Origin of the sequence: Rathayibacter rathayi (assembly GCF_004011095.1) — a bacterium.
Lineage (GTDB): Bacteria > Actinomycetota > Actinomycetes > Actinomycetales > Microbacteriaceae > Rathayibacter > Rathayibacter rathayi.
Map to the genome: position 1 here is coordinate 2,512,661 of NZ_CP028129.1, position 18,592 is coordinate 2,531,252.

An 18,592-nucleotide genomic window follows, 5' to 3' on the forward strand; every position below is an offset into this window, starting at 1 on the left:
ATGTTCTCGCGCAGCGGTGATTCTCATCAGGTGCTGACACGAGGACGGTGATGTCGGGCATTGATGGCGAAGGTTTGGATGAAGGACATCTCTCGCGAGTTCGCCAGACGATCGAGGCCCCTGCCGAGCGGCGTAGTGCAAGCGGCGCGCGGGACGACCATCGCCCCGTCGAAACCGTCCGCGGTCTCGATGCCGAGGGCATCGGGATGCCACCAGAGCCCGCGGCCGCTGCCGCATGATCGACATCTTCTTTCTCGAGGTATCCGCCACGCCGGAGCAGGGCCTTACGTCAGTGCAGCCGGAGGCGCGAGCGAGCCGCCCGCGCGCCAGGGGCCGCCGATGCGCTCCTGGAGGAGCGGCGCGTCGGGGTCCGCCAGGCGGGCGAGCAGCGCCTCCACCCCGCGGCGGCCAAGCTCGCGGCCGGGCGCGACGAGCAGATCGAGGGCCGGGTCGGCGAGGTCGGCGACGTCGGGGTCCGATGCGAGCAGCACGATCGAGAGGTCCACGGGGACGCGCAGTCCACGGTGTCGCAGCTCGTGCGCGAAGCCGACAGCGGCGCCTCCGTTCACGATCACGGCGGCGGTCGCGGCGGCAGGATCGAACGAACGGGCCAGCGCGCGGCCGCCGGCAGGCGACTCCTCGCAGCGCAGCAGCACGCCCTCGAGTCCGCGCGCCGCGCAGGCCAGCGAGAACGCCTCCTGCGTCCGCACATACGGCCCGAAGCCGGTCACGTCGCGGTCCGGACCGAGCACCAGCGCCACCCGCGCGTGCCCCAGACCGGCGAGCCGGCCGAGCGCCTCCGCGACCATCCCCTCGAAGTCGATGTCGACCCAGTCGAGGGCCGACGGATCGCGGGTGCGCCCGATCAGGGCGAAGGGCGTCCCGGAGTCGCGCAGGACCGGGACTCGCTCGTCCTCGCTGGTGACCTGCATCAACACCACGCCGTCGATCAGCCCGTCGGCGCGCAGGTCGGCCAGGCGCTCGGATCCGCCGACCGTCGGCCAGAGGACGATCGAGTGGTCCTGCTCCGCCGCAGCCTCGGCGGCCCCGAGCAGGAACGAGGTGGCGGTGGTGAGCGGGCGGCTCGACACCAGCGGATAGACCACCGCGACGATCCCGGAGCGGCGGCGTGCGAGGGCGCGGGCCAGGGCGTGCGGACGGAAGCCGAGCTCGCGCATGGCCGCCTGCACCCGCTCGCGGGTCTCGGGCGAGACAGGCTTGGTGTCGTTCACGACGAACGAGACCGTCGCGATCGAGACGCCTGCCAGGCGCGCGACGTCCCTCATCGTGGCCACCGCGCCTCCTCCGCTCGCGCGGCCCGGCCGTGGTTGACGCGGGGCGAACGCCTCCCGCATCCTAGGAGACGCAGCCGGTAAAGCGGTTAACCCACCGTCGAAGAAGGAGCACCGTGACCACACCCTCCTCCCCCGTCAGCGTCCTCGTCTGGGGCGAGAACCGCCACGAGCAGATCGAGGAGAAGGTCCGCGCGATCTATCCCGACGGAATGCACAGCACCATCGCCGAGGGCATCCGCGAGAACCTCGGCGAGCGCGCATCCGTCTCGACCACCACACTCGACGAGCCCGAGCACGGACTCACCGAGGACGTCCTCGCCGCCACCGACGTCCTCGTCTGGTGGGGCCACCTGGCGCACGGCGACGTCTCGGACGAGATCGTCGCCCGCGTGCGGCGCCACGTTCTCTCGGGCATGGGTCTCGTGGTCCTGCACTCCGGACACTGGTCGAAGATCTTCGGCACGCTGATGGGTACCACCTGCACGCTGCGCTGGCGCTCGGAGCAGGACCGCGAGCTGGTCTGGACCGTCGACCCCACGCACCCCATCGCGCAGGGGATCCCGCATCCGTTCGTGATCCCGCAGCAGGAGATGTATGGCGAGTTCTTCGACGTGCCGGCGCCCGACGAGCTGGTGTTCCTCTCGACCTTCACGGGCGGCGAGGTCTTCCGCTCCGGGATGACCTGGAAGCGCGGCCGCGGGCGCATCTTCTTCTTCTCCCCCGGCGACCAGGACTACCCCGTCTACCACCAGGCCCAGGTGCGCCGCGTGATCGCGAACGGCGTCGAGTGGGTGCGCTCCTCGCGCCCCGAGCGCCGCCTCCCGGTGTTGCAGCGGTACGAGACCGAGGACTTCTCCAACGGCCAGGACTACGAGGGGGCGCTGGTTCGATGACCCTCCGCCTCGTCCAGGTCGGCGCCGGTGCGATGGGCCGCGCCTGGATCCGCACCGTCCGCGACTCCCCCGACGCCGAGCTGGTCGGCCTGGTCGACCTGGACGTCGACCTCGCTGGGGCCGCGGCGGAGGAGGAGGGGGTCGGCCCGGTCGCGGTCGGCACCTCCGTCGCCGAAGTCGCCGCGCGCTCCGGCGCCGACGCCGTGGTCAACGTGACCGTGCCGCGCGCGCACCTGCCGGTGAGCTCGGAGGCGCTGTTCGCCGGACTCCCCGTGCTCTCCGAGAAGCCGATCGCGCCGACCATCGCCGAAGCGCTGGTGCTCGCGGCGACCGCCGAGGCCTCGGGGCGGCTGCTGATGACCAGCCAGTCGCGCCGGTACTTCGCCTCGATTGCCGCCTTCCGCGAGCAGATCGCCGGGCTCGGGCAGCTGGGCAGTGCCTCCGTGCACTTCGCGAAAGCGCCCCGCTTCGGCGGTTTCCGCGACGAGATGGACCATGTGCTGCTCGTCGACATGGCGATCCACGCCTTCGACGCGGCGCGCTACCTGCTCGACAGCGACCCGGTCGCGGTCTACTGCGAGGAGTACAACCCTCTCTGGAGCTGGTATGCCGACGGAGCCGCGGCGAGCGCGGTGTTCGAGTTCGCCGGCGGGGTGCGCTTGAGCTACACCGGCAGCTGGTGCGCCGACGGCCTCGAGACGTCGTGGAACGGCGACTGGCGGGTGAACGGCGCCGGCGGCACGGCGCACTGGGACGGCGACGGTGCTCCGACATGGCAGTCGCGCGAGTCGGAGGCGGTGCAGGTCGCGTCGCTCGTGCCCGTGCCCGAGGAGATCGCCGGCTCGCTCGCCGAGTTCGTGCGAGTGCTGGGCTCGGGGGCGGTGCCCTCGGGCGAGGTGCACGCGAATGTGCGGAGCCTCGCGATGGTGGAGGCGGCCGTCCGCTCCTCCGAGACGGGAGCGCGGGTGCGGATCGACGAGGTCCTGGAAGAGGGCTACGCCGAGGCGCTGACGCTGGCGCGCGACGAGCGCGTGCGCGCGGCCCTCGCCTCCTGGGGCTCAGCGGCGGCGGGCCTCTCGCGCTGACGGCCGCCGACAGCCCGGGGACCTGGTCCGCCGGGCCGTCGGGGTTCCCACGACGGGGTCAGCTGCCGGTGGGGGCATCCTCAGTGTCGGGTGTGGTGCTCTCGGAGGGAGCCGAGGGCGCGGAGGGCGCGGAGCCGTCAGCCGGAGCCGGCGGAGCGGGGGGTCCGGCCGGACCGCACTCGCCCGGGGCGGGTGGCATCGGCGCCGTGCCGTCGACAGCGGTGGGCGGCGTGGGCAGGGTGCCGTCGATCGGGGGAGCCGGAGCATCGGTGGGCGGTGTCGGAGCGGCGGCGTCAGCCGGAGGCGCGGGAGGCGCGGGCGCGTCAGCCGGAGGCGCCGGAGGCGCGGGCGCGTCAGCCGGAGGCGCCGGAGGCGCGGGCGCGTCAGCCGGAGGCGCCGGAGGCGCGGGCGCGTCAACCGGAGGCGCCGGAGGCGCGGGCGCGTCAACCGGAGGCGCCGGAGGCGCGGGCGCGTCGGCCGGAGGCGCAGGCGCGTCAACCGGAGGCGTCGGGGCCGAGCCGTCGACGGGCGGCGCAGGCAGAGCGGCGGCACCGGGTCCGGCAGGGCCGCACTGGCCAGGCTCCGGCAAGCCAGGGCCGGGCAGGCCAGGGCCAGGCAGGCCAGGCTCGGGCAGGCCAGGGCCGGGCAGGGTGGGCGCCGTGCCCTCAGCAGGGGCGCCGGTCGAGTGCAGCGCAGCAGCATCGGCGGTCGGCGTGCTCGACGGCGCGGCGGCGAAAGCCGCGGTCGAGCCGAACGCGACGAGTCCGAGGGCGCCGACGGCGATGAGGCCGATGCTCAGTGGGCGCTTCCTGGGACGCCGCGGCCCGAAGCTCGAGCCCTTCTCGGTGGGGGTGATCGACTCGGTCATGGGTGTCTCCTCGTTCCGGCCCGGTGCCGACTCCGTTCGGGATCGGTTGCGACCGGTTCCTTGTCAGATTCGAAGGCGAATCTGAAGCAGCACTGAAGAACAGACCCTCCACAGCACACGCCTGGTGCGCCCCGATCCGCTGCCCCTAGGTTCGAGCGCATGCCCTCCTCCGCCCGCGTGCTCCTCATCGAGGACGACGACGCCATCCGCTCCTCCGTCGAAGCCGCGCTGCGGAGCGAGCGCTTCACCGTCCGCGGACTCGTCTCCGGGGAGGACCTCGCCCGCGAGCTGAACACCTTCGCTCCCGACCTGGTGATCCTCGACTGGATGCTCCCCGGCCCGAGCGGCATCGTTCTTGCCCAGCGGATTCGGCGCAGCAGCGACGCGGCTGTGATCATGCTCACTGCCCGTGACGCCGTCGAGGACCGCCTGCGCGGCTTCGACGAGGGCGCGGACGACTACGTGGTGAAGCCGTTCGTGCTCGCCGAGCTCGTCAAACGTGTGAGCGCCGTGCTCCGTCGCCGAGGCCGCATCCCCTCCGTCATCGAGATCGGCGATCTCGTCGTGGATCCGGAGTCGGGTCGCGCGCGCCGAGGCGACGTCGCCCTCGACCTCACCGCCACCGAGTTCCGCCTGCTCGCCTTCCTCGCCGGCAACCGCGGCCGCACTCTGACCAAGACGCAGATCCTCACGCAGGTCTGGGGCTACGACCACGTCGACCCGAACCTCGTCGAGGTACACCTCAGCTCCCTGCGCAAGAAGATGGAGGCGCACGGCGGCCGACTCGTGCACACCGTCCGCGGCCTCGGCTACCGGGTGGAAGCGTGAGCCGCGCCCAGCCCGGCGCCCTGCGCACGGGCTCCCTCCGCCTGCGCACCGTGCTGGCCGTGCTCGCTCTGCTGGCCGTGCTGCTGCTCGCGCTCTCAGCGACGGTGCAGGCGGTGCTCGGCGAGCGCCTGCGCGACCAGATCGAGGAGCGGCTGCAGGACCGCGCCTCCACCGCGGCCGCGCTGGTCGGCTCGATCCCCGACGACACTCTCGCCTCCCGGCTCTCGGCTCAGGGTGTCTCGGTGCGGATCACGAGCCCCGAGGGCGAGGACGTGGTCGCCGGCCCCAGCCCGGAGGAGCTGCGCCTGGGCCCCGGCGCCGTTGACCCGCTCGGCGAGCCGCCCTCGCCGCCCGGCCCGAGCTCCCCCTCCGACGCCGTCACCCCGCGAGCCGCCGTCACCGTCGTCTCCAGTAGCGTCAGCGCCGACGCCGAGCTGATCACCCTCGAGTCGACCCTCAGCGACGGGACCCGCCTCGAGCTCACCAGCGAGGCCGGCTCGGTGGGCAGCACCCTCGCGCAGCTGAACGGGATCCTGCTCGCCGCGTCGGCCGTGTTCCTGCTCCTCGCCGCGCTCGCGCTGATCGTCGTCGTCCGCGCGACCCTCCGGCCTCTCGAGCGGATGACCGACGTGGCCCGCGACATCGCGCACGGCGACCGCGGCCGACGCCTCCGCCCCTCCCGCCCGCGCACCGAGCTGGGCCGCACCGCAACCGCGTTCGACGAGATGCTCGACGATCTGGAGCAGGCCGAGCGCACCGCGCTCGCCGCCGAAGCGACCGCCCTTGCGGCCGAGCAGCGGATGCGCGCCTTCGTCTCGGACGCCGCGCACGAGCTGCGGACGCCGGTCGCCGGCATCCAGGCCGCGGCCGACGCGCTGGTGCGGGCCGACGGCGGCGAGCAGGAGCGCGAGCGCCTGTCGGTGCACGTCGTCCGGGAGTCGCTGCGCGCCGGCCGCCTGATCCAGGACATGCTGCTGATGGCGCGGCTCGACGAGGGCCTGACCGTCAAGGCGCGGCCGCTGGACCCCGCCGGCGTCGCCGAGGCCGCGGTCGAACGCCAGGAGCTGCGCTGCCCGGGACTCGCGATCCGGCTGCACCGGTCGGCAGAACTGCCGCTGGTCAGCGCCGACGCCGACCGGCTAGGCCAGGTGCTCGGGAATCTCCTCGAGAACGGCGCTCGCTTCGCCCGCTCCCAGATCGACGTGTCCGTCGAGGCCGACCCCGACTCTGTCTCGATCACCGTCGACGACGACGGCCCCGGCATTGCCGAAGCCGACCGCGAGCGCGTCTTCGACCGTCTCGTCCGCCTGGACGACGCCCGCAACCGCGCGGACGGCGGCTCGGGCCTCGGCCTGCCGATCGCCCGCGGGCTGGCTCGGGCGTTCGGCGGTGACCTCGTGGCGCAGGCCGGACCGGTGGGCGCGCGCTTCCGGGTGACGCTCCCGCGCGCAGCGGAGTGAGACGGCGGAGCGACCGAGCAAGTGACTCGACAACGGCCGCGGCGGTCGAAGCGCGGTCGGTGACCGTCAGTAACCGAGATCGAGCGCTCCTGATATTCCTCCAGGGTCCGTTCCGGCCCTCTGAACCTCGGTAACGAACACCTTCGGCCTGAATCGCCTGGCTGAACGCCTGAATCGCCCGGCTGAATGGCTGAATCACGCTCTCGAGCGTCGGGAGCGGTCTGCTGCTCGCCACCTTCTCGCCCCCAATATCCCGCCCCGCCGGAGGAGCGCGCAGACGGAGGGCGGGGCGTGGTCGCTGCGGGCGGCGAAGCCCGACGCGCCGAACGAGCCCGCGCACGCTCCACAGCGCATCCTCCAGCGGGTCCTCACCGGCATGACACTCAATTCGTTGCACTCAACAACAAAAAGGGCGACCACCCGGCAGAATGGATCCATGACCTCACGGAGCAACTGGGCGGGCACCTACGAGTACCGCGCCGCCGCCATCATCGAGCCGGAGTCGGTCGAGGAGGTGCAGCGCCTCGTCCGCGAGAACGAGCGCGTTCGCGCCCTCGGCAGCCGTCACTCCTTCAACTCCCTGCCCGACACCCCCGGCGCCCTGCTGCACCTCGGCCGCCTCGCCGCCGATCCCGTGATCCACGCCAAGGCGAGCACCGTCACCGTTGACGGCGCCACCCGCTACGGCGTCCTCGCCGCACACCTACACAGCAACGGTTACGCCCTGCACAACATGGGCTCGCTCCCGCACATCTCGGTTGCCGGCGCCATCGCGACCGGCACGCACGGCTCGGGCGACCGCAACGCGAATCTCTCCTCCGCCGTTTCGGCTCTCGAACTCGTCACCGCCGACGGCTCGCTGCGCACGATTCGCCGCGGGGAGCCCGGCTTCGAGGGCGTCGTCGTCGGCCTCGGCTCCTTCGGCATCGTCACCCGCGTGACCCTCGACATCCAGCCGACCTTCAACGTTCGCCAGGACGCCTTCGTCGATCTGCCCTGGGAGCGCGTGCTCGACGACTTCGACGCGATCACCTCCTCGGCCTACAGCGTCAGCCTCATGACGCACTGGTCGTCGCCAACCGTCGAGCAGCTGTGGCTCAAGACGAAGGTGGCCGCAGGATCCGTCGCCGACGTCGACGCGACGCACCTGGGTGCCGTCGCCGCCTCGGCGAGCCTGTTCGCCGTCTCCGAGGGCGTCGACTCCAATCTCAACCCGTTCGGCGGATCGGTCGGCCCGTGGTCGGAGCGTCTGCCGCACTTCCGCCTCGACCGTGAGCCGAGCGCGGGCGACGAGATCCAGAGCGAGTACATGGTGCCGCGCACGAACGTCCGCGAGGCGATCGTGGCGCTGCGCGCAATCGGCGAGCGGATCGACGACGTCCTGCTGATCACGGAGCTGCGCACGATGGCGGCTGACGACCAGTGGCTCTCCCCGGCCGAGGGCCGCGACAGCGTCGGCGTGCACTTCACCTTCAAGAAAGACCGCGCCGGCGTCGACGCCGTCCTCCCCGCCGTCGAGGGCGCGCTCCTGCCGTTGGGCGCCCGCCCGCACTGGGGCAAGCACTTTCTCGCCGGAGCCGACGAGATCGCGCCGCTCTACCCGCACCTCGACGAGTGGCGCGCCCTCCGCTCCGAGTGGGACCCGTCCGGCCGCTTCGCCAGCGACTTCCTCCACACCCGCCTCCTCGGCTGACCCCTCCCCCTCCCGCCTCTCCCCCCTCCCCCCTCCCGCGAGATGCCACTTATGCGCGCGACACGCCGCAGAACGCGCGCGTAAGTGGCATCTCGCGGCGGACGTCAACGGGGTGGTTGGGGTGACCAGTGCGTCGTAGCGTCGGGAGCGACGAGAGGGAGGCGGCTATGCCCCGCGAGGAACAGGTTCCGTCGACCATCGAGCGCTCGGACAAGCACGCGCAGAGGCTGTGGTCGGCCGCGCACGACTCGGCCGTCGAGAGCTACGGAGAGGGGGAGCGAGCGCACCGCACGGCCTTCGCCGCGCTCAAGCACGAGTACGAGAAGGTCGGCGACCACTGGGAGCGCAAGGCCGACAGCGGCCCCTCCGACTCCGGCGCCGAGGGCCACGGCCACTCCCCCGGAGGCGAGACGGCGGGCGGAGTCGACGCGAACGCCACCAAGGCACACCTGCTTGCCCTCGCCAAGCGCCTGAACATCCCCGGCCGCTCCCGCATGTCCAAAGCCGAACTCATCGAGGCCCTCCAGCGCGAGAACACCCGCCGCACACGCACGGCGCGGTGACCCCTCCGCGCCCAGGGAACCCCGGACCGTCGAGGGAACCCGCCGTCCGAGGCTCCCTCGACGGCTCGGGGTTCCCTGGGCCATCAGCCCAGCGAGTCGCGCACAGCTGCCACTCCCAGCTCCAGCTCGGCGAAGGTGGTCGAGAGCGGCGAGAGGCCGATCCGGATGCCGTCGCGGAAGTCCGGCACGACTCCCTGCGAATGCAGGCGCGGCACCAGGGCGGCGAACGACTCGTGCACGATCGTCATGTGCGAGCCGCGCCGGGCCGGGTCGCGCGGAGTCGCCACGCGCACCCCGCGCGGCACCAACCACGCGTCGGCCAGCTCGAGCGCGTACGCCGTCAGCGCCTCCGACTTCGCACGGACCGCGGGCATGCCCACCGACGCGATCAGCGCGATCATGTCCTGCATCGCCAGCATCCCCGTGATCGGCGGCGTCCCGCTGAGGAATCGCCGGATCCCCTCGGCCGGATGGTAGCTCGGACCCATCTCGAACATGTCGGCGACGCCCATCCAGCCCTGTACCGGCTGCGCGAGCGAGCCCTGGTGCCGGGAGGCGACGTACGCCCAGGCCGGCGCCCCCGGCCCTCCGTTGAGGTACTTGTAGGAGCAGCCGACCGCGAGATCCGCGCCCCACACGTCGAGTTCCAGCGGCACCGAGCCGACGGAGTGGGAGGCGTCCCAGAGCACGAGCGCGCCGGCCTCGCGGACCTGCGCAGTGATCGCGGCAGCGTCGGCGAGGAAGCCCGAGCGGTAGGCGACGTGGCTGAGCAGCACGAGCGCGGTGCACTCGCCGAGCACGGGAGCGAGGTCGTCCGGGCCGACGCCGCTCTCGGGGTCGGAGGTGATCCAGCGCAACGTGCTGCCGGTCTCGGCCGCGATGCCCTCGAGCACGTAGCGGTCGGTGGGGAAGTTGTCCATATCGACGACGATCTCGTCGCGTCCCCGCTCCGCCTGGCGGGCGATCGCCGCTCGGGCGAGCTTGTAGAGCAGCACCGTCGTGGAGTCGGCGACGATCGTCTGCCCGGCGGCGGCTCCGAGCGCCGCCGAGCCCAGCGCGTCGCCGACCTTGAGCGGCATCTCGAGCCAGCCCTCCCCCCAGCCGCGGATGAGGCGGCCACCCCACTCCTCCTGGGCGAACCGGGCGAGCCGGGCGACGCTCGCGCGCAGTGGCCGGCCGAGGGAGTTGCCGTCGAGGTAGGAGCGGACCTCGGGGGTGCGGACGAATAGCTCCGGGCAGTGAGCGAGCGGATCCTGGGCGTCGAGCGGATGCATCTCCTCACCCTAGATCGCGGCCCGCGGCGTCCCCCGGCCCCGTGTGTCGCCCGAACCCTGAGAGTCCACGAGGCGTTCTCATGGCTCACGTCCCTACTCTGGTCGGCGTGGATCTCGACACCCTCCTCAACATCGGCCTCGTCGTGCTGTTCGTCCTGCTCGGAGGCGTCTTCGCGGGCACCGAGATGGCCATCGTCAGTCTCCGCGAGAGCCAGGTCCGCGCGATCGAGGCCGGCAGCGAGCGCGGCCGGAGGATCGCCGAGCTCGTCCGCAACCCCAACACCTTCCTCTCGGCCGTGCAGATCGGCGTCACACTCGCCGGCTTCTTCTCCTCGGCGTACGGCGCCTCGACCATCGCGCCCGACCTCGTGCCGCCGCTGGAATCACTCGGCCTCTCCGCCGGCGCCGCGTCCACCGTCGCGCTCATCCTGATGACCCTCGTCATCGCCTACCTGTCGCTGGTGCTGGGCGAGCTGGTCCCCAAGCGCCTCGCGATGCAGAAGTCGGTCGCGTTCACCCGCGCTCTCGCCCCTCCGCTGAACACCCTCGCCCGCCTGATGCGCCCCGTGATCTGGCTGCTGTCCGTCTCCACCGACGCCGTCGTCCGGCTGCTCGGTGCGGACCCGAGCGAGAAGGGCGAAAGCGTCTCGGCCGATGAGGTGCGCGACCTGATCTCGAGCACCACCGAGATCCACGAGGACAACCGCCGCCTCCTGACCGACATCTTCCGTGCCGACGACCGCCGGGTCGCCGAAGTGATGCGCCCCCGCCCGGACGTCGACGTCCTCCGCGGCGCCCTCAGCGTGGCCGACGGCTACACGGCGGTCCTCGACCAGCCACACTCGCGCTATCCCGTCGTCGGCGACGACTTCGACGACGTGCTCGGCTTCGTGCATGTGCGCGACCTGATGTCGGCGTTCCCGGAGGCGGGCCGCGCCGGCACCGCGAGCAGCGTCGCCGAGATCACCCGCCCGATCCTCGCGGTCCCCGGCACCACGAAGGTGCTCTCGGCCCTGCGCACCATGCGCCAGAACGGCCACCAGATCGCCGTCGTGATCGACGAGTACGGCGGAACGGACGGCATCATCACGCTCGAGGACCTGCTCGAGGAACTCGTCGGCGAGATCTACGACGAGTACGACGGCGCCCGCCAGGCGGTCGACGCGAAGGCAGCCGAGCAACTGCACGACGTCGACGGCGGCATGATCCTCGAGGACCTCGCCGAGCAGCTGGGCATCGAGCTGCCGGAGGGCCCCTACGAGACGGTCGGCGGATTCGTCCTCGACCGGATCGGCCGCGTCGCCGTGGTGGGCGATTCAGTCGTCGTCGGCGACCACCTGCTCCGGGTGGCCGAGACGGACCGCTACCGCATCTCGAGGCTGACCCTGGTGCCGCAGCCTGCGTCGAAGCCGAGCGAGCCGACCGCGCCCGCCGTTTGAGGCCCGAGCGGCGCCGGGGGTCGCTCCGGCCGTCGGATCCACGAGCCCCACCGGACGCGAGCGCGTCGCGCCGGACGGTCAACGGAGCATGTCGAGGGGACTACCGTGCCAGGGAGATCGAGGGACACCACCTCGATCCGAGAGAACGGGGAAAGAAGAGATGAAGAGACGACGCACACTCATGGCGCTCGTCGCGGGGGCGACGATCGCGTTCAGTCCGGTGGCGCAGGCAGCGACGACCTACACCGACTACACGACGAAGGCGGAGATACCGGACTACGACTGCGGCTCCGATGCGTGCACCGCGGCGCAGGGGTTCGCGGTGACCACCAACTACCTTTACACGATCAAGACCGACTCCGAGCACGGGAAGTCCGTGATTTACCGGGTCGACCGCAGCTCCGGTGACCGGGTCCTCATGCACAACGCGACAAGCGATTCGAACGTCAACACCTGGCTCGGACACGCCAACGACATGGAGATCGCCAGCATCGGCGGCCAGAAGTACATGTTCGTCGTGACGATGTTCGACAGCGGCAGCGGTGCGGACAGTACCAAGCAGCTGGTGCGGCTCAAATACACCGGCACCAGCTACGAGTGGGATCACACCTACACGCTCCTGTCCGGGACGACGCCGAAGAAGATCAGCGGACTCAGTAAGATCTCGCAGAGCGGCACCAGCATCGACTTCTTCTTCAGCTCCGGAGACCAGGTCTACCGCGGGAGTCTCGACGCGACCGCTCCAGGAGGCAGCGCGAACGACGTCCCACTGACGACCGCGTTCACGATGAACAACAAGCCGAGCGGCTGGGACTCGCAGGGGATCCACTATGACGCCGCGCACCAGCGCTTCTACCGGCCCGTCACCAGCGGCAACCGCAGCAGGATCCTCCTGTACGACGGCATCACGCCCGCGACGACGGGCGCCAGGTCGTCCAGCGCCGACGTCAAGATCGACATCACGAGCGCGAACGACGCGAAGTTCGAGATCGAGGGCGTCGGCGTGAACGCCGAGAGCGGGAAGCTCTACTTCAGCACGAACCGCACCGGCTCGGACGGCGTTCACTACGTGAACGGCTACTCAGCCTGAGCCGCTCTGGCTCCGGGTGGAGGAGCCGCGTCCCTGGGCAGTGCGCCTAGGGCAGTGGCCCCTCCACCCAGCGCGTAGCGACGCGCCCGCGGGCGCCGGGCCGCGCGACCCAGAGCCCGCCGGCGAACGGATGACGCGTCCGCTCGTCCGCCGAGAGGTCGCGCGACGCGGAGGTGACGACCGCCACGTCCAGGTCCTCGCCCGCGAAGGCGATGCTGGAGGAGTGCGGCGCGTCAATCCTGATGCCCTCGCCCTCGACCGCGCGGCCGTCGGCATCGAACACGCGCACGCCGCTCCCGCCCCAGACCGCCACCCAGACGCGGCCCTCCGCGTCGACGGTCAGCCCGTCGGCGAACACGCCCTCATCCAGTGCGACGAACGGCTCGCGAGCGCCGTGCTCGCCGCCCGCGTAGGAGCGGCGGTGGATCATGCCCGACTCGGTGTCGGCCGAGTACAGCACCGAGCCGTCGGGTGAGAAGCCGAGGCCGTTCGAGAGCCGCAGGTCGTCGTCGAGCACCGTCACCGATCCGTCGTACTCGATCCGCAGCAGGACGTCGTCGCCGGCCGACTCGCCGAGGGTCAGCGAGCCGACGAGGAGGCGCCCCTGCGGGTCGATCGTGCCGTCGTTGAAGCGGTGCCCCTCGGGCAGCAGCTCGGAGCCGCGAGTGAGCGAGCCGTCGACCTCGAGGATCGCGAGACGCCGGGTCAGCGCGATGAGCGTCCGTCCGTCGCCCAGCGGCAGCGCGCAGCCGACCTGCTCGCCGACGTCGGTGCGCGAGATCGCGCCGATCCCCTCCGCTGCGAGGGGCGCCGAGAGGACGGCACCCGCCTCGATGTCGACCCAGGTGAGGCGGCCGGTCTCCGGATCCCAGACGGGCCCCTCGCTGAGGACGTAGGTGGGGGTGCCCGCGGGCGTCGCGTCGATCATGGCTCCACGCTAGGCGGCGACGGCCTACGCCGTCAGGAACCGAGGTTGGGAGCGACGGACCCGGGCCTCGGGGCAGTTCCCGGCACTTTCCACCTCGGTTGCGTACGCGGGCGGCGAGATACACCCGCCCGGTCGGCGGCGACAAGGGTGAAGAGCCCGGCGATATGGGCCGCCCGGGGGCCTAGGGTCGTCTCACCGCGCTCGTGCAGCGTTCCTCCGCAACGACGCGGGAGCGACAGGAAGGCGCGCTCGCCATGTCGAGATCTACCAGGCCGCGCGGCCCTGCCCGGAGCCACTGGTCGATCGTCGTCGGCCTCGGCCTCTGCACCGCCGCGAGATGCCACTTACGACGCCCGCGTGCGGCGTGTCGCCCTTATAAGTGGCATCTCGCCGCGGACGTCTCGGCATCAGCCCACATGCACGCCCGGGCGGCGGTCGCGGCGCGCCTCCGCGCGGCGCAGGACCTCGCGGGTGACGGGGGCGACCTCGCCGGTGCCCGTGATGAGAAAGCGGAACATGTTCGAGAGGGGGCCGCCCTCGGTCCACTCGAAGTAGACATCGGGGATGACGCCGGTGAGGTCGCGGATCTCGAGTAGCACGGTGGCGATGGTGTTCGGGATGTTGCCACTGGTTACCGTGAGCACGCGGAAGCCGTGGCAGACGCGCCCCTGCACGATCAGGTCCTCCTCGAAGTCGGAGGAGTCCGTCGTGTGCACCTCCAAGAACAGCACCGGGCCGCGCATCGGCAGGTTGCTGTCGCGCTGCTCCTCCGCCAGCTTGTCGCGGTACTCCGCCTCGGATCCGTCATCGGGTTCGTTCGCGAGGATGCGGATCACGCCGTAGTCGTCGGCGTCCGTGCTGAGGAAGTCGATGGCGGTGGCGTCGAAGGTGACGGAGGTCGCGCGCAGCTGGAACGAGCGGTGGACGCGCGAGACGAGCGAGACCGCCAGGATGCCGACGATGAAGACCGCGGCGATCCGGACGCCGTCGGGCCGCTCGACCACGTTGACCACCGTCGTGTAGACGAAGACGATAGCGATCACCGCGAAGCCCACCGCGCGCTTGCGCTGCTTCTTGCGCTTGGCCGAGAGGAACACGGCGACGGACGCGGAGGTGATCAGCACGAGCACGCCGGTCGCATAGGCCCCGCCCTGGGCGTCGACGTCGGCGCGGAAGAGGATCGTGATGACGAAGGCGACGACCGTGAAGACGAGCACGAGCGGACGAACGGCTCCGGCCCACTGCGGCGCCATCCCGTAGCGGGGCAGGTAGCGCGGCACGATGTTGAGCAGGCCAGCCAGAGCGGAGGCGCCCGCGAACCAGAGAATGCAGATCGTTGCGATGTCGTAGACGGTGCCGAAGCCCTCGCCCAGGTATTCGTGCGCGAGGTACGCCAACGCGCGACCGTTGGCCTCTCCTCCCGGCTGGAACTGCGCCTGCGGGATGAGCAGCGTGGTCACGAAACTCGAGGTTATGAGGAACGCCGACATGGTGACGGCGGCGGTGATCAGCAGCCGCTTTGCCCCGCGGATGCGGCCGACCGGAGAGCCCTCGGTATCGCCCGAGTTGCCGCGGATCTGCGGCATCACTGCGACTCCGGTTTCGAAGCCGGAGAGTCCGAGCGCGAGCTTGGGGAACACGATCAGCGCGATGCCGACCATGATCAGCGGATTCCCGTGCTGCGTCGTGAGCGCCAACCACCACTCGCCGATGACGACGGGGTTCTCGGCCACATGCCCGATCGCCACGGCGATCACGATCGCGTTGAGCAGCAGGAAGACGGCCACGAGCACGACCGCGATCGAGATCGCCTCACGGAAACCGCGGAGGAACACGATCCCCAGCAGAGCGATCAGGCCCAGCGTGAGCGGCACCTCCGCCCCGTGGAACCACGCCGGCGCGAACGGGTTCTCGACCGCGTGCGCCGTCGCGTCAGCCGCCGAGAGGGTGATCGTGATCATGAAGTCGGTGGCTGCGAAGCCCAGTAGCACGAGCACGAAGAGCTTGCCACCCCACCAGGGCAGCAGGCGCTCCAGCATCGCGATGGACCCTTCGCCGCGGAAACTCTCGCGGGCGACACGGCGGTACACGGGAAGCGCGCCCAGGAGCGTCAGCACCACCAGGACGATCGTCGCGAGCGGCGAGACCAGGCCAGCGGCGAGCGCTGCGATCGCCGGCTGGTAGCCGAGAGTGGAGAAGTAGTCGACGCCGGTGAGGCACATCACGCGCCACCACGAGTGCGTCTTGGCTGTCGCCGCGTGCGGGCCGGGGTGGGCTCCGGAGTCGTCGCGGAGGCCCTCGAGCAGCCACGCCTTCACTCCGCCCGCGCGCGCGGAGGAGAGACGGGAGGGTTCAAGGGCGTCGGGGTCGCCACGGACTACGGAAGAGGTCACTGCACGTTTCTACTCGCCGGGAGGAGCGCTGACGCCAGGACCGGGCGGATCCTCACGCTTTCCTCACGGGTATTCGCCTGTGGAGGAGGATTCACGACCGATCGGGCGCGAAAGGGACGCCGGTGGCGCCTCCTGACCGCCGCCCCCAGGGCCGGGCGGAAGGATCGGACGCGTCCCCTCACCGAGAGGAGCACCACCATGACCACACCGCGCCGCGCATTGATCCTCGTCGATGTGCAGCAGGAGTACTTCAGCGGTCCGCTCGAAATCCAGTACCCGCCGCACGCGCAGTCGCTACCCCGGATCGCCGCCGCCATCGACTCCGCCGCCGCCGCGGGCCTTCCGATCGCCGTCGTTGCGCACAGCGCGGGCAAAGGAGCCCCGATCTTCGACCCGACCGGCCCGTCCTTCGCACTGCACGCAGAGATCGAGCGCCGCCGCTCCGACACCTGGAAGAGCGTGACGAAGCAGTTCGGCAGCGTCCTCGCGGGGACCGACCTGCTCGACTGGCTGCGCGAGCACGGTGCCATCGCTCTCTCAAACGACGCCGGCTCGGTCGACGCCCGCTCCCTGCACACCACGCTGAGGGCGCTGCTCAACTCGAACTTCGCCGCCGTCGCCCCCACCACGGTTGGGATCTCGGCGCTCACAGGCGAGTACACGCTCCCGATGAGCACACTCCCCGAGTCCGTGACCGCCGGCGCCGCGCGCTGATGTTCACAACTCAGGATGAACGCACGAACTCTGAGGCGGATCCGCGGATCGACGGCGCTCGGATCGACGTCGTCCTGAGTTGTGAACACCATCCGTCGTATCAACACCGAACGGGCACTCGCCTCTAGCCTTGGGACATGGCCCTGCTGCATCGAGCGACGATCACCCCCGGCAAACTCGAGATCGTGGAGGCGTGGGCGCCGACGCAGCCGTGGTGCGAGGTCGGCGGCTTCAGTCAGCTCGGCGCCTACCGGTTCGATGATCCGGAGGGCGACGTCGGCGTCGAGACGCTGATCGTTCAGGCGCCAGGGCAGCCGCCGCTGCAGGTGCCGCTGACCTACCGCGGCGTCCCCCTTCCCGGCGGGGAGGAGCATCTCATCGCGACGGTCGAGCACACCGTCCTGGGTCGCCGCTGGGTCTACGACGGACTGGGCGATCCGGTCGCGGTCGCCGCCTTCGCGACGGCGATCCGCACCGGCGCCCGGGAGGTCGAGCAGTACGTCGAGGAGGACGGACATCGCATCATCTGCCCGCCGACCGCCACGGTGCAGGGCAGCGGAGTCGGGGGCGGCCCGGTTGAGCCGCCCGCGTCGCTCCGCGCGCAGAGCGACGCCCGGACGACCACTACCTCCGCGGATGGCCTGACCCTCGTCCTCGCCCGAGTCCTCGCACCCCCGTTCCTCGAGGGCGAGCGGCACCTCACCGGCTCCTGGGGCAACGCACTCCCCCTCCCCCTGGCCACCCTCGCCTGACGCCCCCTCCCCGCGAGATGCCACTTGTGCGCGCGACACGCCGGGGAAGGCGGTCATATGTGGCATCTCGCGGAGGGAGAGGGCAGGGCACCCCCTCAGCGCAGCGACGCGAGTACGGCTTCTAACTCGTCGACGGCGAAGTCGATCTCGGCGGCGGTGACCACCAGCGGCGGCGCCAGGCGGATCGTCGATCCGTGAGTGTCCTTGGCCAGCACGCCCCGCGCCATCAGTGCCTCACAGACGGCACGGCCCGAGGCGAGCTCCGGGTCGATGTCGATGCCGGCCCAGAGTCCGGCGCCCCGGACGGCGACCACTCCCCGGCCGATGAGCGCCTGGAGGCGCGCATGGAGCTGGGTGCCGCGCTCGCGGGCAAGGGCCTGGTAGTCGCCGGTCGCGAGCATCTCGACGACCGCGAGGCCGACGGCGGCGGCGAGCGGGTTGCCGCCGAAGGTCGAGCCGTGCTGGCCTGGCTGCAGGACGCCGAGTACGTCGGAGTTCGCGACCACGGCGGACACCGGGACGATGCCCCCGCCGAGAGCCTTGCCGAGCAGGTAGACGTCCGGGACGACTCTGTCCAGGTCGCAGGCGAAGGTCGCGCCGGTGCGGCCGAGGCCGGACTGAATCTCGTCCGCGATGAAAAGGACATTCCGACGCGCGGTGATCTCGCGCACGGCCGGCAGGTAGCCCGCGGGCGGCACGACGATGCCCGCCTCGCCCTGGATCGGCTCGAGCAGCACGGCCACGGTGTCCTCATCGATCGCGGCCTCGAGGGCTGAGGCGTTCCCGAACGGGACTGTGCGGAACCCGGGCGTGAACGGAGCGAAGCCGTCGCGCGCCTCCGCGTCGTCGCTGAACGAGATGATCGTGGTGGTACGGCCGTGGAAGTTGCCTGCCGCGACGACGATGTTCGCCCGCCCCGGCGCGACGCCCTTGACCCGGTAGCCCCAGGCCCGGGCCACCTTGATGCCTGATTCCACCGCCTCCGCGCCCGTGTTCATCGGCAGGACCATGTCCTTGCCGGCGAGCGCGGCGAGCGCCGTGACGAACGGGCCGAGGCGGTCGTTGTGGAACGCGCGGCTGGTCAGGGTGACGCGGCCGAGCTGCTCGCGGGCCGCCTCCAGCAGCACCGGGTGCGAGTGACCGAAGTTCACGGCGGAGTAGGCGGCGAGGCAGTCGAGGTAGCGGCGACCCTCGACGTCGGTGATCCAGGAGCCCTCGCCGGTGGCCGCGACGACGGGCAGCGGGTGGTAGTTGTGCGCGGCGTGCTCCTCCTCCACGGCGATGAGGGCGGCGGCGGTATCGGTCATGCTCATGTCG

The 18,592-nt window shown here is 71.4% G+C and carries 16 protein-coding genes; 11 read left to right on the top strand and 5 right to left on the bottom strand.

All coding sequences use genetic code 11. From position 1 onward, the window contains the following. Nucleotides 1–50 precede the first annotated feature (50 nt). Complete coding sequence (locus C1O28_RS12130) at nt 51–239, top strand: hypothetical protein (protein WP_127821523.1); 189 nt, start codon at nt 51–53, stop codon at nt 237–239. Between the two features lie 45 nt (nt 240–284). On the opposite strand, the gene C1O28_RS12135 is transcribed toward C1O28_RS12130, so the two are convergent. After that, nucleotides 285–1,286, bottom strand: coding sequence for a LacI family DNA-binding transcriptional regulator (locus C1O28_RS12135; RefSeq protein WP_237398265.1), 1,002 nt, complete (start codon nt 1,284–1,286; stop codon nt 285–287). Between the two features lie 122 nt (nt 1,287–1,408). Here C1O28_RS12135 and C1O28_RS12140 point away from each other — a divergent pair, with 122 nt between their 5' ends. From C1O28_RS12140 to C1O28_RS12165, 6 genes are all read left to right on the top strand, one after another. Beyond that, nucleotides 1,409–2,188 (top strand): ThuA domain-containing protein, encoded by a 780-nt coding sequence (locus tag C1O28_RS12140; protein WP_097167586.1) that lies wholly within the window; start codon nt 1,409–1,411, stop codon nt 2,186–2,188. Continuing rightward, on the top strand, nt 2,185–3,273 hold the full coding sequence (locus tag C1O28_RS12145; RefSeq protein ID WP_097167587.1) for a Gfo/Idh/MocA family protein: 1,089 nt from the start codon (nt 2,185–2,187) through the stop codon (nt 3,271–3,273). The genes C1O28_RS12140 and C1O28_RS12145 overlap by 4 nt, the downstream gene beginning before the upstream one ends. 1,027 nt (nt 3,274–4,300) lie before the next feature. Beyond that, entirely contained in the window at nt 4,301–4,969 is a 669-nt protein-coding gene (locus C1O28_RS12150) for a response regulator transcription factor (protein ID WP_097167588.1), read from the top strand. Beyond that, nucleotides 4,966–6,429, top strand: coding sequence for a sensor histidine kinase (locus C1O28_RS12155; protein ID WP_097167589.1), 1,464 nt, complete (start codon nt 4,966–4,968; stop codon nt 6,427–6,429). The genes C1O28_RS12150 and C1O28_RS12155 overlap by 4 nt, the downstream gene beginning before the upstream one ends. A gap of 436 nt (nt 6,430–6,865) precedes the next feature. Further along, on the top strand, nt 6,866–8,122 hold the full coding sequence (locus tag C1O28_RS12160) for a D-arabinono-1,4-lactone oxidase (protein ID WP_097167590.1): 1,257 nt from the start codon (nt 6,866–6,868) through the stop codon (nt 8,120–8,122). A 167-nt stretch (nt 8,123–8,289) separates the two neighbouring features. Next, a complete protein-coding gene (locus C1O28_RS12165) occupies nt 8,290–8,685 on the top strand; it encodes a ChaB family protein (protein ID WP_097167591.1) in 396 nt (131 codons plus the stop codon). 83 nt (nt 8,686–8,768) lie between these two features. Here C1O28_RS12165 and C1O28_RS12170 read toward each other — a convergent pair whose 3' ends face one another. Then, a complete protein-coding gene (locus C1O28_RS12170) occupies nt 8,769–9,959 on the bottom strand; it encodes a kynureninase (protein ID WP_097167592.1) in 1,191 nt (396 codons plus the stop codon). Nucleotides 9,960–10,039: 80 nt separating this feature from the next. Here C1O28_RS12170 and C1O28_RS12175 point away from each other — a divergent pair, with 80 nt between their 5' ends. After that, entirely contained in the window at nt 10,040–11,398 is a 1,359-nt protein-coding gene (locus C1O28_RS12175) for a hemolysin family protein (protein ID WP_202129671.1), read from the top strand. 160 nt (nt 11,399–11,558) lie between these two features. Continuing rightward, nucleotides 11,559–12,488, top strand: a complete 930-nt coding sequence (locus C1O28_RS12180) for a hypothetical protein (RefSeq protein ID WP_127821524.1) — start codon at nt 11,559–11,561, stop codon at nt 12,486–12,488. Between the two features lie 46 nt (nt 12,489–12,534). Here C1O28_RS12180 and C1O28_RS12185 read toward each other — a convergent pair whose 3' ends face one another. Both C1O28_RS12185 and C1O28_RS12190 read right to left on the bottom strand, forming a co-directional pair. Next, a complete protein-coding gene (locus C1O28_RS12185; protein ID WP_097167594.1) occupies nt 12,535–13,416 on the bottom strand; it encodes an SMP-30/gluconolactonase/LRE family protein in 882 nt (293 codons plus the stop codon). Nucleotides 13,417–13,823: 407 nt separating this feature from the next. After that, nucleotides 13,824–15,809, bottom strand: a complete 1,986-nt coding sequence (locus C1O28_RS12190) for an amino acid permease (protein WP_097167595.1) — start codon at nt 15,807–15,809, stop codon at nt 13,824–13,826. Nucleotides 15,810–16,007: 198 nt separating this feature from the next. Between C1O28_RS12190 and C1O28_RS12195 the strand changes: the two genes are divergently transcribed. Together C1O28_RS12195 and C1O28_RS12200 are read left to right on the top strand one after the other, a co-directional pair. Next, a complete protein-coding gene (locus C1O28_RS12195; RefSeq protein ID WP_097167596.1) occupies nt 16,008–16,523 on the top strand; it encodes an isochorismatase family protein in 516 nt (171 codons plus the stop codon). 137 nt (nt 16,524–16,660) lie between these two features. After that, nucleotides 16,661–17,275 carry a CG0192-related protein gene (locus C1O28_RS12200; protein WP_097167597.1) on the top strand — a complete coding sequence of 205 codons (615 nt, stop codon included), beginning with the start codon at nt 16,661–16,663 and terminating at the stop codon, nt 17,273–17,275. Nucleotides 17,276–17,370: 95 nt separating this feature from the next. Here C1O28_RS12200 and rocD read toward each other — a convergent pair whose 3' ends face one another. Then, nucleotides 17,371–18,582: an ornithine--oxo-acid transaminase gene (rocD, locus tag C1O28_RS12205; protein WP_097167652.1), complete on the bottom strand. Its 1,212-nt coding sequence runs from the start codon at nt 18,580–18,582 to the stop codon at nt 17,371–17,373. Nucleotides 18,583–18,592 lie beyond the last annotated feature (10 nt).